Origin of the sequence: Shouchella shacheensis, from assembly GCF_001484965.1 — a bacterium.
Lineage (GTDB): Bacteria > Bacillota > Bacilli > Bacillales > Bacillaceae_D > Shouchella > Shouchella shacheensis.
In genome coordinates, this window is the sequence record NZ_LLYY01000028.1 from 1 (window position 1) to 13,958 (window position 13,958).

General features: G+C 46.6%; 13 protein-coding genes. 3 read left to right on the plus strand and 10 right to left on the minus strand.

Translation table 11 applies throughout. From position 1 onward, the window contains the following. Nucleotides 1–480: 480 nt before the first annotated feature. The 4 genes from ehuA to ehuB all read right to left on the minus strand — a co-directional run bounded on the left by ehuA (nt 481) and on the right by ehuB (nt 3,620). Nucleotides 481–1,296 (minus strand): ectoine/hydroxyectoine ABC transporter ATP-binding protein EhuA, encoded by an 816-nt coding sequence (gene ehuA / locus AVZ68_RS15780; protein ID WP_059105540.1) that lies wholly within the window; start codon nt 1,294–1,296, stop codon nt 481–483. Then, nucleotides 1,293–1,976, minus strand: coding sequence for an ectoine/hydroxyectoine ABC transporter permease subunit EhuD (gene ehuD / locus AVZ68_RS15785; protein WP_059105541.1), 684 nt, complete (start codon nt 1,974–1,976; stop codon nt 1,293–1,295). Before ehuD ends, ehuA begins: the two co-directional genes overlap by 4 nt. Beyond that, a complete protein-coding gene (gene ehuC, locus AVZ68_RS15790) occupies nt 1,973–2,644 on the minus strand; it encodes an ectoine/hydroxyectoine ABC transporter permease subunit EhuC (RefSeq protein WP_059105542.1) in 672 nt (223 codons plus the stop codon). The genes ehuD and ehuC overlap by 4 nt, the downstream gene beginning before the upstream one ends. Before the next feature lie 100 nt (nt 2,645–2,744). Continuing rightward, the gene (gene ehuB / locus AVZ68_RS15795) at nt 2,745–3,620 is read right to left on the minus strand and encodes an ectoine/hydroxyectoine ABC transporter substrate-binding protein EhuB (protein WP_059105543.1); all 876 of its coding nucleotides are present in this window, start codon (nt 3,618–3,620) and stop codon (nt 2,745–2,747) included. Between the two features lie 573 nt (nt 3,621–4,193). On the opposite strand from ehuB, the gene AVZ68_RS15800 reads away from it, so the two are divergent. Beyond that, on the plus strand, nt 4,194–4,928 hold the full coding sequence (locus tag AVZ68_RS15800; RefSeq protein ID WP_059105544.1) for a sulfite exporter TauE/SafE family protein: 735 nt from the start codon (nt 4,194–4,196) through the stop codon (nt 4,926–4,928). 175 nt (nt 4,929–5,103) lie between these two features. Here AVZ68_RS15800 and AVZ68_RS15805 read toward each other — a convergent pair whose 3' ends face one another. Both AVZ68_RS15805 and AVZ68_RS15815 read right to left on the minus strand, forming a co-directional pair. Continuing rightward, on the minus strand, nt 5,104–6,090 hold the full coding sequence (locus AVZ68_RS15805) for a DUF6612 family protein (RefSeq protein WP_059105545.1): 987 nt from the start codon (nt 6,088–6,090) through the stop codon (nt 5,104–5,106). A 612-nt stretch (nt 6,091–6,702) separates the two neighbouring features. Further along, complete coding sequence (locus AVZ68_RS15815) at nt 6,703–7,653, minus strand: ribose-phosphate diphosphokinase (RefSeq protein WP_059105547.1); 951 nt, start codon at nt 7,651–7,653, stop codon at nt 6,703–6,705. A 292-nt stretch (nt 7,654–7,945) separates the two neighbouring features. Here AVZ68_RS15815 and AVZ68_RS15820 point away from each other — a divergent pair, with 292 nt between their 5' ends. After that, a complete protein-coding gene (locus AVZ68_RS15820) occupies nt 7,946–9,226 on the plus strand; it encodes a globin-coupled sensor protein (protein WP_059105548.1) in 1,281 nt (426 codons plus the stop codon). 263 nt (nt 9,227–9,489) lie between these two features. Here the strand turns inward: AVZ68_RS15820 and AVZ68_RS15825 are convergent, their stop codons facing one another. Continuing rightward, nucleotides 9,490–10,380 carry an N-acetylmuramoyl-L-alanine amidase gene (locus AVZ68_RS15825; RefSeq protein ID WP_059105549.1) on the minus strand — a complete coding sequence of 297 codons (891 nt, stop codon included), beginning with the start codon at nt 10,378–10,380 and terminating at the stop codon, nt 9,490–9,492. 250 nt (nt 10,381–10,630) lie between these two features. Here AVZ68_RS15825 and egtB point away from each other — a divergent pair, with 250 nt between their 5' ends. Then, nucleotides 10,631–11,893 (plus strand): ergothioneine biosynthesis protein EgtB, encoded by a 1,263-nt coding sequence (gene egtB / locus AVZ68_RS15830; protein ID WP_059105550.1) that lies wholly within the window; start codon nt 10,631–10,633, stop codon nt 11,891–11,893. Between the two features lie 170 nt (nt 11,894–12,063). On the opposite strand, the gene AVZ68_RS15835 is transcribed toward egtB, so the two are convergent. The 3 genes from AVZ68_RS15835 to AVZ68_RS15840 form a co-directional block, all read right to left on the minus strand. After that, a complete protein-coding gene (locus AVZ68_RS15835; protein ID WP_059105551.1) occupies nt 12,064–12,765 on the minus strand; it encodes a glycerophosphodiester phosphodiesterase in 702 nt (233 codons plus the stop codon). A 161-nt stretch (nt 12,766–12,926) separates the two neighbouring features. Further along, complete coding sequence (gene sda, locus AVZ68_RS19945) at nt 12,927–13,055, minus strand: sporulation histidine kinase inhibitor Sda (protein ID WP_082676702.1); 129 nt, start codon at nt 13,053–13,055, stop codon at nt 12,927–12,929. 139 nt (nt 13,056–13,194) lie between these two features. Then, complete coding sequence (locus AVZ68_RS15840; RefSeq protein ID WP_059105552.1) at nt 13,195–13,944, minus strand: CpsB/CapC family capsule biosynthesis tyrosine phosphatase; 750 nt, start codon at nt 13,942–13,944, stop codon at nt 13,195–13,197. Nucleotides 13,945–13,958 lie beyond the last annotated feature (14 nt).

Genomic DNA, 13,958 nt, shown 5'->3' on the forward strand with positions numbered 1-13,958 from the left:
GATATCTCATAAATTAACCATTGGCACTAGAAATGATCAGTCGCGATTTCCGATTTATCATTTCTAGTGCCCAACCAAACAAAGTGCGGTAGGAGTTTGCTCAACATAGATATCAAAAAAAGTGTACACTTTCTTGACAGAAGTCCATTCTCTCTCTCATCCATGCTCCTCTCTCTCATCCGGGAGCTCTCACGCACATTCAAGTTAATCCACGAAAAGAAAGCCTTTGATCACGAGTACATCAGATACGAGCACGCGAGGAGATTTAATGCTGCTGCCACCTCTTCTCCCTGTTCTTGTTCTGGAAATTTGCGTGCAATTTCTGACGTTAACACCTTCTAGATCAGTGCTACTCCAAAACCCAATTCCTCAAAGTAATGCGTCACAGATTCCCACTCTATGGCTAGCCGCCTCTTCCTCCCCGTCCCCGAAAAACCTAAAAAGAGCTAGCCCTAACTAAGGCTAGCCCCAATGCCATCACTATGAATTAAACCTTCCCAAAAATGACTGCAGTCGCTCTGTTTTTGGATTCTCAATGACTTCTTCTGGCGTCCCGTACTCAGCGATCTTCCCGTTATCCAGGAAAAACACTCGGTCCGCAACGTCACGTGCAAAGTCCATTTCATGCGTGATCAGCATCATCGTTGTTTCCCCTTCAGCCGCAATGTCTTTAATGACTTCAAGTACTTCTCCGACTAGCTCAGGGTCGAGCGCTGCGGTGACTTCATCAAAAAGCATCACCTTCGGCTGCATCACAAGCGATCGCGCAATCGCCACACGCTGTTGCTGTCCCCCTGATAATTGGGACGGGTAGGCATTGGCTTTGTCAGCGAGCCCTACCTTCTCAAGCATTTCTGTCGCGCGTTGCTTCGCTTCTTGCTTGCTAATCCCAAGCACATGAATCGGTGCCTCAATACAGTTTTTCATGATCGTCATATGCGGGAAGAGATTGTACTGCTGAAAGACCATGCCGATATTTCCGCGCACTTTGCGCAAATGCTTCTCATCTGCTAGCACCAATTTTCCATTCACTTCTTTGTGCCAGAGCATTTCACCATCCACTTCAATTGTCCCTTCCGTTGGCTGCTCTAATGTCATAAGCATACGGATAATCGTGGTTTTCCCTGAACCGGAAGGACCGATGAGGGCGATTTTTTCCCCTTTGGCTACATCGATGTTTAAATCGTTAAGCACAGTCGTCTCGCCAAACGTTTTGTTCACGTTGCGGTAGCGAACAATTGGGTTATCGATCTTTGGCTGATTTTCAGAGGAACGTTCTGTCGTTTGTTCACTCATGTCTTCACTCCCCTTTGCTGAACATTGTTGTTTCCGTTTAACGAGCCGACTTTCCACTCAAGGTAGCGAATAAAAAGAGCGGATGGATAGCTAAGAACAAGGAATAAGAAACCAACAATCGTGATTGGTTCTACATACCTGAACGTATTGCCCCCGATCCCTTGCGCCACATTCATCATTTCTACAACGAATATCGCTGAAAGCAATGGCGTTTCCTTGAATAAAACAATCAAATAGTTTCCGAGCATTGGAATGACCGGCGGTATCGCCTGCGGAAGAATCACCTTTCTCCACGTTTGGCCCGTAGAGAAATTTAATGCTCTACTTGCTTCCCATTGACTTCTCGCCACGGATTCAATCCCTGATCGGTAAATTTCTGACATATACGTACTGTAATGCAACCCAAGAACAATCGCCCCTGTCTCAAAACCACCCAGTGGGGTAGCATAGAAAACAAAGAACAGCTGTACAAGCGGAGGCGTAGCTCGGACAAATTCAATGATGCCTGCCGTCAGTAACGACAAAGGCTTAAAGCTCGAACGCCGGAGCAGTGTTAGAATGAGCCCAACGATGAGTGCAATCAAAAAGGCAATCACGGTTACGCTAATGGTTGTACCGATCGCACCGATAATATCAGGAAAAATCTCAAACGCAAATTCCCAGTCCCACGCCGTGTTCATGATGTACTCACCCCTTTAGACGAGCGCTTCTCCAACCATCTCGCAAGCAGAATTAGCGGCAATGCAAGCAGGAAGTATGCAAAGAGTAGGTATGTGTAGATCTCAACCTGACTGCTAAGTGCGGTATTCCCTCCGCGAAGGACGTTGGCTTGAAACGTCATATCTGCCAGTGAAATAAAGTAGACGAGCGATGTGCCTTTTAGAAGTTCAATCGAATTATTCCCAAAACCTGGTAACATCACCCGAACCGCCTGCGGCAATATCACGAGTCGCATTCGCTGCCATTTTGACATATTTAAAGAAATCGCTGCCTCTGTTTGCCCGTAAGAAATCGAATGAATCGCTCCTCTCACCACTTCGGATGCATACGCACCATAATTTAACCCAAGCGCAAGTGCACCTGCCATAAAGGTGGACATCGATAATTCAGGAACAATTAGCGGCAACGCATACGCAAAAAAGAACATTTGCACAAGCAAGGATGTGCCTCGGAACAGTTCAACAAAGATCGTCGCTATGGTTCGGATCCAGGCGTTTTGAGAGGTCCTTCCGATCCCGGCGATAAAAGCAATCGAATAGGCGATGAGTGCTCCTACTACAAATACTTGCACGGTTATGGATAAGCCTTGATATAGATAAGGCACAAACTCAGAGAAATTTGTAAACATTTCATCACTCCTTGGCCTAACATCTCCTTGATTAGGAATAAAAAGAAGCATGGGAAGCCGTACGCAACACCATGCTTCATTCCACCCAAAAGGTGTTTATTTAGCTTTCTTCAACGTTACAACGATCTTCTGTTGTAATATCCTCCGGCGGCAGGTTTTCTTCCGTAAAGCCAAACTCTTCAAGAATTTCTAGAAGTTCTCCAGAATCCTTTAACTCTTGCAAGGCTTCATTGTACTGCTCCTTTAATTCTTCACCTTCTTCATCATAGTTGAAAACAACTGCACCGTAGGCGGTTTGATCTTCGCCATCAATGACTGGTTGCGTAAAATCTTCGACAAACTCAACCGCATCTGAGCCAGAGTTTTGTACAGCACTATTCACGGTTGCATCTGTCGCCACCATGACATCCGCTTCTCCGGATTCAACCGCAGCCAAGTTACTTGGGATGTCATTGGCCGTTACAAACTGCTCTTGCTCTGCACCAAGAGCTTCGAGCATTGGAATTTGATTGGCCCCTGTCATAACGGCTACGCGGATGTCAGGGTTATCAGCAATGTCTTCATAACTATGAAGATCATGCGGGTTGCCAGCCGCTACAGCGATTCCTTCCCCGTACTGCATTTCAATATCGGCAAAATTCCCATTCTCGCAACGCTCAGCCCGAATGTCCATGCCCGCCGTAACAACATCAAAGTTTCCGCTATTTAATCCTGGGATGAGTGCGCCGAAATCAGCCACTTGGCCCTCGATATCATCGTAACCCATCTTTTGGAATACCGCTCTAGCAATCTCAGGACTCGCACCTGTCACGGTATCCCCATCTAAGTACCCATAAGGCTCCTCATTCGCAACCCCCACTTGAATGGTCCCGCCGGACTCGCCGTTCTCTTCGTCTCCAGCAGCTTCTTCTCCCCCACATGCCGCTAAAAGCGCTGTTGACCCTGCAAGCGCAAAGATAAGTCCTAACTTTTTCATAAGTATCGTTCCCCCTATTTTTGTCATCACGAAAACCCGCTATTTATTTTCCCAACATGCCCTTTTCGTGATCCCATTTCTCTAGCTTTCACCTAGCATATCAATAGTAGAAAAATAGATCAAACTGCCTGAATAGCCAAAAATTCCCCCTTTCGGACTGGTTTTGGTGTATAGAATCGTAATCTTCTGTGACATCACCGTATCGCCAAATTGGGCTTTTATACTCCGTTTAGCAGCCGTTTTTGATTATTATGTATCTTTAGCCGATGAGTATTCCCCATTCTTTACCGTTAAGGTATGAACGTAGCACCTCAAGATATTCATGAAATTTCCCCTTTCTTCCCCACCCCGCTCTCTGAATTATATAATTAATTTCAATTTAATCAATTATAGCAGACATCCTCATTTGATGCGCAACTTTTTCTTGCAAAACGTTGGATTTTTTCTTTAACTTTTGTTGAATTATGCCTATACGTTGGCCTTTTCCTTTCCGTGCAATGTTTGTTTCAACGGCTGTGATATAATAGGTACGTTCGCCACGCAAAAAAAGACCAAGAAAGGTCGTTTCGCCTCATGATTCTAGATATTGTCATCATCTTTTTCATTTTATTTATGGGCAGTGCCCTTCAAGGCGTAAGTGGATTTGGCTTCGGTTTATTTTCAATGAGCTTCCTGCCGTTTCTATTTACGTTAAAGCAAAGCTCACTCTTAGTGATCGCCCTTTCTCTTATTGTAGCAGCCATCGTTCTATTAAAATCGTGGCGCTCTCTTGACAAGAATGTCTTGCTTTATATTTTAGCCGCCGCCCTCCTTGGTCGGTTGAGTGCTTTCTTCATCCTAACGAATTACGGAGATGAGTCCTTTCTTAGACAATTTCTGGGCTTTATTTTAATCGGTATGGTCGCTTATCTTCTTCTTAACAAACGACCAACTAACCCTAAGTTAGCGAATTCAAAATGGCTTCCCTTGCTTCTTGGCTATAGTGGAGGCGTTGTTGGCGGTGTCTTTGCGGTTGGTGGTCCTTTTTTCGTTTTTTATCTGCTGCTCGTCTGCAAGGATAAATACGCCTATACCGCCAATTTGCAAGCAACGTTTGTTATCACGGCACTGGTTACCGTGACGCTTCATGCTGTCAATGGAGATCTCGGTGGAAACTTCTGGCTTTACTTTCTTTTCGGAGCGATGGCCGTTAGCCTTGGCACTCGTGTCGGTATGTACTGGTTTGACCGTGTCTCTCAGGAACGAGTGAAGCAGATTGCTGGGTGTATTGTGGCACTTAGCGGGATCAACATGATCTTTTTTTCTTGAAGCAAACACCGAATAGCGGGGGCGGGGCGGTCAGAAGCGAGAATGTTGGAGACCTGACATTAGAACTCTTGTACTTGGATTTCGTTGTCAGGGCAAAAAATCTTGAGCTTTTACCCACTGGAGCTAGACAAAAAAAGCCCTTCAGGCCGCATAGCTTGAAGGGCTTCCCTGCGTATTATTCTTCTTCCTCAGCTTCAGGATTTTCCTCTTCTTCAGATTCAGGTGCTTGGTCTTCCTCGGTCTCAGGGGATTGTTCGTCTTCCCCAGATTCAGGCGCCTGTTCCTCCTGCATTTGTTGCTGCATTTCTTCCATCGTTATAGCGTTATCTAGCGCTTCTTCGGGAACTTCTATTTCCTCAACCTCGTCGAATTGAGAATAGGTGGTCTGGAGGGATTGCGTCGTTGCCATCGTTTGCTCTCCCTGTACAAGGTCGACATCCATGTTCATATCCATCTCTTCTTGCTGGTACGTCTCTTTATCAATATAGAGAACGAGATCCAGCTGATTGAGAGCCAATTCAGGTTGTGGAGGCTGCTGCTGTTGCTCTTCCTCGCCCTCTCCGTTCTCGGCCTCCTCATCCTCTTGTGGTGGTTGCATGCCTGCAAGGATGTACGCAAGAGCTTGAAGGTCTTCACCAGATCCTTCTGCTGTTAGCGCATAACGGTCGCCATCATCCTCCACGGAAAAGCTTTCGATATGATCAAGCAACATATCCGCCTGCCCTTCTGCCGGGCGTGGCAGATCCTCTTCACTTTCCAATCCCACTTCTGCTCCATCCGCTTTGATCCATTCACCGTTTAGTTGCGAATAGACGGTCCCGTCCTTGAAAAATTCTTGGGTTTCACCCTGTTCTCCGGTCATTGGGTCTGGACCTGTTCCGGATTGTGCAAAGGAAAGTGGATCTTGCATAAGGTCCATGGACATGCTCTCTTCCATTTGTTGTTCTTCCCCTTCGACGTCCATGGTTTGTGTGGCATTCGTTTCTACAGAGTAGCTATTGAGCCCCTCCATTGTTTCGATCGACTGCGTTAGAATCTCCTCTGCGGATTCCTCGCCGCCTTCGTTCGCTCCTTCAGATTCCTCATTCGTATCATCGCCGCTGCAAGCTGCCAAGGCTACTGCACTCGCTGATGTTGCAACAAGCCATTTCCATTTTTTCATCTGTAAGAGCCTCCTATAATTGATCCCTCCAGTTCATGAACGGAGGGCGTAATCCTTATTTCTTTCTATAAATTCGAGTGGAATCAGAACCCGCCATTGCTGACGATCCCTTGTACACCCTACCACACTCGCCCGCGCTAAATAAAGGGCTTGTAGCAAAATGCCTTGTTTCTGGAAAAGTTTTTACATTGCTGTCGGATTTCCTCTACCCTTTTTCAAAGTTTGCGGCATTCCTGTACTGAAAAGCGCAGGCGGGTTGGTCAGGAGCGAGAATTTTGGAGCCCTAACAACGAAATCCCGCTCTTGGATTTCGTTGTTAGGGCGAAAAATCTCGAAGCTTCTACCCGCCGGAGCTAGACAAGACCGAAATGCGCAGGCGGGTCGAAAAGAAGCGAGGATTTTGGAAGGCCTGGACTAGAAATCCCGGGTTTGGATTTCGGGCCAGGACTGAAAAATCCCGAGCTTCTACTCGCCGGAGCTAGACAATCCGAAAAGCGCAGGCGGGTTGGTCAGGAGCTCAACAAAAAACGACCCAAGACTGAATCCGTCAAGGTCGCTTTTTGCCAAACGAATGGGATGCTACAATCGCAAGGATCTAAGAACCCTCTCTTGTCACTCAAACAACGTACTCACAGACTCCCTGTTATGCACCCGATGGATCGCTTCTGCGAGTAAAGGTGCTATCGAAAGAATCGTCATGTTTGCTAGCTGTTTCTCCGCAGGGAGTTCGATTGTATTCGTAACCACAATCTCTGTGATCGGCGCCTCTCCCAACAGCTCAAGAGCTTTCGCTGTCAATACAGGGTGCGTACAGCTCGCATAAATGGATCTTGCTCCGTAATCCTTCAGCGTCAAAGCTGCTTGAGTAACTGTAAATCCTGTGTCAATAAGATCATCAATAATGATTGCGTTTTTGCCTTCCACCTCACCGACAATATTGAGAAACTCGGCTTCATCTGGACCCGGGCGCCGCTTATCAATGAAAGCAATAGGTGCATGGACGTATTCCGCCAACTGCCGAGCTCTTGCTAAACCTGAGTGATTGGGAGCAACAACAACGATCTCATCGAGCTGTTTTTCTTCAAAGTAACGAGCGAGAATGGGGATTCCTTCTAGTGGATCAACTGGGATCGTAAAGAACCCTTGAATCTGCGGTGCATGCAGATCGGCCGTGATCACTCTCGTTGCCCCAGCCTCCTCCAAGAGATTGGCGATGAGCTTTGCTGTGATCGGCTCTCTCCCACGTGCTTTTCGATCTTGTCTCGCATACCCGTAGTAAGGAATGACGACATTGATGGTTCCTGTATGCGCTCGTTTCAGAGCATCCACCAATATGAGCAACTCCATTACATGTTCGTTAACCGGTTGAGAGGTGGACTGGACGATGAAAACCTCACAGCCTCGAACACTTTCCTCAATATTAATTTGAATCTCCCCGTCACTGAAACGATTGACCGAACTTCTCCCGACTTCGCAGCCAAGGATTTCAGCGATCTCCTCGGTGACAGCCGGGTTTGAATTAACGGTAAATAATTTAAACTTCTCGTTGAGTTGATACGGCATTCTTTTCCTCCCTGACCTGCGTGTACGCTTCATATCAATCATCTAGTAAAGGATGTTCAAAAAGACCAGCGAAAAATAGCTGCCGACCCTCTTCGTTGGCTCACTTCTGTGCTGGTTGATCGAAGCTTCACCACGTCGACCTCCTTCGCTTTTTGACCACGTTATTAGTAAGATTGTATAACAAATACAGTCCTAAATCACTCGTTCCATTCTCTTTTTCTATGAAATTCGTTCATCAATACTTAAATAGAGCCGATATACGTAGTAGACGATTTGTGAAGGAGCATGATTGATGATTACATGGCCTATAAGAAAAAAACAACCAAAAACGAAGAACACGAGTAGCCTAGACGTGCTATTCCAACCTCCGGAGCGTGCGCGAACTCAACTGCAAATGATTGAGCTCACTGCCCATGACCTCTTGGTCCTCGCGCAGGCAAAGCCTTTCATCACTGAACACCTTGAGGCCATAACGACTCGTTTTTATGACACGATTACCCATCAGCCTCATCTGCTCGCCATTATAGAAGCTCATTCAAGCGTCGAACGATTAAAACAAACATTTAACGTCCATATTCTTGAGCTATTCTCCGGGCAATTGAATGAAGCATTCGTGAACAAACGAGAGAAAATCGCTCTTGCACATGAACGCATTGGTTTGGAAACGACCTGGTATCTGGCTGCGTTTCAAAACCTCCAGCATAGCTTGCTTTGTTTCATACAGCAAGACGACCATTTCTCCTTGGAGGAAAAGTTTGCCCTCGTCCAAGCGACCGCTAAGATCATTAATTTTGAAACACAGCTTGTGCTTGAGGTCTACGATAAGGCCCATCGAGCAAAGCTAGAAGAGCAATTAGCGAGACGTACAAAAGTGTTAACACAGATGAACGACGCATCCGAGAACTTAGCTGCCATTTCCGAGGAAACAACCGCTAGCTTAAATGAGGTAAAGCACCAATTTCGAGCCATCCATGCTGTTGTACAAGAGGGCCTAGATCAGGCGAAGAAGGCGACTAGCCGTTGCGAACGAGGTCAATCCCATGTTAACGAGCAGCAGCATTCTCGCAAACTTCATGAACATATCCTTGGCATTACCAAAAAAGCACGTACCTTACAGGAGCGCACAACAGAAGTCGCAAAAATCGTCGAGATCATTGGCGCTGTAGCCAAGCAGACGAATTTGCTCGCACTTAACGCTTCGATTGAAGCCTCTCGAGCAGGAGAAGCGGGAAGAGGATTTTCTGTTGTCGCCAGGGAAGTTCGTAAGCTCGCTGAAGAAACACAGCAAGCCACCAAACAAATCGAGGCCCTCACCTCAGAGACCACCTCGCAGATGGCGGAAGTCACGGAAGCGATCAAAAGCGTCGGGGTCACAATTCAGGAAGGTGAACAGCTCGCCACCGCTACAAATGAGCAGTTCGACGCCATTCAAAGCTCAATTAACCAAACGAAGGAACTTAACGAAACGGTTACGCTTGAAGTTAAGAACCTCCTGATTGGGGTTGAAGAAATCAATGCCGCTTCTGAACAAGTATCGAGTGCTGCTACTTCCTTAAGAGTAGATATGGAGTGACCTTTCCTTGCGGGAGGGAGGTCACTAAGAGAAAAGAAGAACTGGGGGAGTCTTCTTCTTCGTTTACTAGGGGAAATTAAGGCTCCTATAAAGGAGGACAAACGGTTAGCGAACATAGCGTTGAAACCGACCATGCATTCAACGTTCCCTTTGGGTTTTTGCATGCCTCATGATTTCGACACCATTCCTCTATTTCCCGGGAAAAGTTCTTTATTCCCCCAAAAATCCACACAGCTATAACCGACAAGAAACTTAGAACCGAACTAATCGTCTAGAATCCCTGCTGTAATAGCGGTAGCGACTTGCTCTCTGTATTCATCGCTTTTTAGTAGTGTCGCATCGCTCTCGTTGGAAACGAAGCCCGTTTCCACCAGCACAGCAGGCATGAGGGTGTTACGTAAAACGACAAAGTCCGCTTCAAACACCCCTCGATTGACATTCGCGGTTTCAGAGATTAATTGATTCTGTATTCGGCTGGCCAGACGTTCTCCTTCCCTACTGCCAACGCTGTAAAACGTCTCAATTCCTTTGGCGGATGCATCTGAGAAGCCATTCGCATGGATGCTCACGAACAAATCGCCCTCCCAACGATTCGCACGCTCCGCTCGTTCTTCAAGACTCATGAAAACATCGTCACTTCGCGTCAGCAACACTTCATATCCTTTGTCTGTAAGCATCGTTTCCACTCGTTTAGAGATATCTAAGGCAACATCCTTCTCTTTCAGGGAATGGCCGATTGCGCCAGAATCTTTGCCCCCGTGACCCGGGTCTAAAACAATCTGGTTCACTTTTTCTGAGCGTTCTTCAGACTCCTCTTTTTCCTGTTCAGTTTCTGAATGATCGCTGGTTTCTTCCTTCTGCGGTTTCCGCTCATTCGCCCCCGCACTCAGATATGCGGTGCTAACAAAACCTAACTGCTCACGGTAAGTCACCTGGCCCCAGCCATTTCCGAGATCAATATATTCAATCCTCTCCCCAGGCAAAAGACTTCCAATGATCTCTGCCTCTTCACTCGGTCCTGAGCGGACATTTAAAGAGGTTTGTGTGTCGACCTCTCCCATCTCGGCCGCCTCAGCAGCTGTGGGAAAAAGCAAAAGCCCTCCGACAAATAGGATCACTGTCATCAATACTAACGATCGTAATCGATTCTTCATCCTCATCTAACTCCTTCCGACTATTAACAATCCAAGCCTATGAATCTATGGATTGAAAAGGTATTACGACAAGTATGGCCACTTTCTAGCAATCTCATACGGCCATCAAAACCTAGTTTTAAAAAGAGCCTATCAGCGACTAGCTTTTTTCACTCATTAATTAAACGTTTGATTAACGCCCCTTTTCGTTTTGATCTCTACGTTTGCGGGTATGAGAAAGGCACTTACTTTAACAAAGGAGTGTTTTTTGATGCCGGCCACGCATTCACTTGCCCCTCAGCAAAAACTGTTAGAAGACTATGTCCATACGCGCAAGATGACAATGAAGATGATTGAACCGCTAGAAATTGAAGACTTCGGAGTCCAGGCGATGGAGGATGTCAGCCCACCGAAATGGCATTTGGCTCACACGACGTGGTTTTTTGAGGAGTTCATTCTGACGAAATACCGTTCAGGGTATAACTACTATTTAGAAGAGGCGAAAAAGCTTTTTAATTCTTATTACGAGACCTTAGGGAAGCCCTTCCCTCGTTCAAAACGCGGCTTAATCGGGCGACCGACCGTGAACACCATTCTCGCGTACCGAAAAGCGGTGGATGAAGAAATCACGAGCCTTCTTAGGCGAAATGAGGTGATTAGCGAAGAGATTCTTTCGCTGATTCGCCTTGGTCTTCAGCACGAACAGCAGCACCAAGAACTTCTCATCACAGACATTAAATATAACTTTTCAATCAATCCGCTCTACCCTGCTTTTCAAAAAGAAGTGCATTCACTCAACACCGTCGAAGACGTCTCTGAAATGAAGTGGACCAGTATTGCGGAAGGTTTGGCTACGATTGGAACCAATGAGGAGAATTTCTCCTTTGATAACGAACGTCCCGCTCATAAAGAGTACCTGTATCCATTTTCCATCGCTTTGCGTCCGGTTACGAACAAGGAATTTCAAGAGTTTATAGGCGATGGCGGCTACACAACTCCCGAACACTGGCTTTCAGACGGATGGAGCACCGTGAAGGAAGAAGGCTGGAAGGCGCCTCTCTACTGGGAAGAAATTGACGGTGTCTGGCACTACTTTACACTTAGCGGCTTACAGCCCGTTAGAGACCATGACCCTGTCACGCATGTAAGTTATTATGAAGCGGATGCGTTTGCTAGATGGGCAGGCTGTCGTCTTCCGAGCGAACAAGAATGGGAGTGCGCCTTCAAAAACGATCCTTCCAGCGGCCAGTTTCTAGATTCCTTTGAACTTCAGCCGACCATGAGCGAAGGGACTTCTGCCTTTGGCACGGTGTGGGAGTGGACAAAGAGCCCTTATATGCCTTACCCAGAAAGCGCTCGACCAGCCGGTGCCCTTGGCGAGTACAACGCCAAATTCATGAGCAACCAACTCGTGTTACGTGGAGGGTCTTGCGCGACGCCAGAGAACCATATTCGTCTAACCTACCGTAATTTCTTCCACCCAGATAAACGCTGGCAATTTAGCGGCATTCGCCTGGCGAAGGACAGGAGATAACGCAATACCGAAATGCGCAGGCGGGTCGCCAAGAAGTGCGGATTTTGGAAGGCCTGGACTAGAAATCCGGGTTTGGATTTCGGGTCAGGACTGAAAAATCTCGACGCTTCTACCTGCCGGAGCTAGACAAAAATCGCTTGCTAAGGCGAATCCTTAGCAAGTGATTTTCTTTAGATGTACCACTTCTTAAATTCGTCTAGATCTTTCACCGTGCACCAAACCTGCGGATAATGCTTTTTCATTGTTAACATTCGCTTTTTCCCATCAATCGGCCAAACAATTAACTGAATGCCTTCCTGTTCACACTTTCTGGCAAAACGCCTCGTCAGATATGGATAGTTCATAGCGAGAAAGGTTGCGCCGACTTTCCTCATATATGGAAGAAGCCTTGAACCAGCGTTTTTTTTAATCAATCCTAGCTGAACATCGTTTGAAAGTTCCCTCACTCTGCCAATCGATTCATGGTCAAATGATTGGATATACACATCGTTTGCCATCCCCGTCTCTTCAATGACGTGAAGAACGTTCTTTTCTAGCCCCGGGTAGAGAGCACCTTCCTGCTTAAGTTCAATCGCCAAAGACGCTCGCCCCCGCGCGAGTTCGAGCGTTTCCAGCAAGGTCGGGATGCGCTCCTTCTGCTTTACCCTAAGTGTCTTTAATTCCGCCAGCGTGTAAGCGTTAATCAACCCTTTGCCGTCTGTTGTTCGGTTGATCGTTTTATCATGCATGACCACAGGAACGCTGTCCTTGCTAAGATGCACATCAATTTCAATATGGGAAAAGCCCAGCTCTATCGCAGCCTCAAACGCGGACAGGGTATTTTCCGGATACTTTGCCGAATAGCCTCTATGCGCAATCGCTGTTATGGCCACGAAATCCCTCCCTCCGTCAAAGACAAAGACTCGTCATCCATTTCACCTCAAAGCGAGTGCTTTTCAAGTGAGTCTTCTTTGGGAAAATGCTAGAAAGAGTTTACCATCTATAATCTTCTTCTAAAAAATCAGCTCCGTAGTGAAATCACACTTCTATTCTCTCACAATACCAAAATGAGTCGATTCACGAGCTCTTCTTCTAGGATGCTAATAAAACCTGGATCCAGCTTGCTCTCAATGGCTTCTTCATAAGCTTCCTTCAGCACATCATCCTGCATTAAACTAAGCATGCTCTTCTCTCCTTTAGCAATTTAAAACAAAACCAACTTTTTATTTATACATCAATTCAGACAAGCAGTCAAAAGCTTTGCACTCTTCTTTTGCATTAAACTTAAAAAACCCTCTGCAAACGGAGAGGGTTTACACCCGCTAAAAAAAGCTGAATCGCTTTTTTAGCAAATGTTGCGGCTGTTCTATATGAATGGCGTTTCCTCTTACAACGTTTTCGGTGTTTTGCTCTAATATCTGAAACCTGGCGCTAGCGGCAGGTTTTTCTATCCTTGCGTAGAGCCGAGTTCTATCCTCTACTCTCTCAGAAAAGGTGGACACGCAATGTACGAGATGATTCTCAGCTAACCGCTCGGCAAACTTCCTAACAGCTTTGCCGTTTCCCCCTGCCAGACTACCGGCATCTACGAGAGCGAGCGCTCCTCGTTTGATCAAGCGATAGAGCAAATCGGGATCCTTCAAGAACACCGGATGCTGCTCTGGCCTGAGAATGATCGGAATGTAGCCTTCTATGGAAAAAGCATAAACGGCCTTTTCCGCCTTACGAAACGAAGTCTCATGATCGAACTCCGTTAAAACGTAAGACGATTGATTCAAAGACAAGGCTTGTCCCTTATTTAAATCTTCGAGCAAGTCCTCCCTAAGAGAAAGTGTATGCCCTGCAAGGATTTCCATTTGAATCGCTTGTTGTTGTAAAGTCGCTTGAAATTCCTCCACCTGGTTTAGGAGAGCGTCTCCATATGTGCTTGAATTATCTCGGGCAAAATGAGGCACATAAACCATTGCTTGGACCCCCGCCTCCTGCGCCGACCGGACTTGTTCCAGTGCTTTCGTTGTCGACCTGGACAACCCCTCGCTTGTCGGAAACAGCTCTGTGACCAATTCAATCATTCTATTCCCCCCTC

Coding starts and splice junctions, on each gene's coding strand:
- AVZ68_RS15800 (WP_059105544.1), top strand. CDS start 4,194: ATGATTCTAGATATTGTCATCATCTTTTTCATTTTATTTATGGGCAGT.
- sda (WP_082676702.1), bottom strand. CDS start 13,055: ATGCTTAGTTTAATGCAGGATGATGTGCTGAAGGAAGCTTATGAAGAA.
- ehuD (WP_059105541.1), bottom strand. CDS start 1,976: ATGAACACGGCGTGGGACTGGGAATTTGCGTTTGAGATTTTTCCTGAT.
- AVZ68_RS15815 (WP_059105547.1), bottom strand. CDS start 7,653: ATGCCGTATCAACTCAACGAGAAGTTTAAATTATTTACCGTTAATTCA.
- ehuC (WP_059105542.1), bottom strand. CDS start 2,644: ATGTTTACAAATTTCTCTGAGTTTGTGCCTTATCTATATCAAGGCTTA.
- AVZ68_RS15820 (WP_059105548.1), top strand. CDS start 7,946: ATGATTACATGGCCTATAAGAAAAAAACAACCAAAAACGAAGAACACG.
- egtB (WP_059105550.1), top strand. CDS start 10,631: ATGCCGGCCACGCATTCACTTGCCCCTCAGCAAAAACTGTTAGAAGAC.
- AVZ68_RS15805 (WP_059105545.1), bottom strand. CDS start 6,090: ATGAAAAAATGGAAATGGCTTGTTGCAACATCAGCGAGTGCAGTAGCC.
- ehuA (WP_059105540.1), bottom strand. CDS start 1,296: ATGAGTGAACAAACGACAGAACGTTCCTCTGAAAATCAGCCAAAGATC.
- ehuB (WP_059105543.1), bottom strand. CDS start 3,620: ATGAAAAAGTTAGGACTTATCTTTGCGCTTGCAGGGTCAACAGCGCTT.
- AVZ68_RS15840 (WP_059105552.1), bottom strand. CDS start 13,944: ATGATTGAATTGGTCACAGAGCTGTTTCCGACAAGCGAGGGGTTGTCC.
- AVZ68_RS15825 (WP_059105549.1), bottom strand. CDS start 10,380: ATGAAGAATCGATTACGATCGTTAGTATTGATGACAGTGATCCTATTT.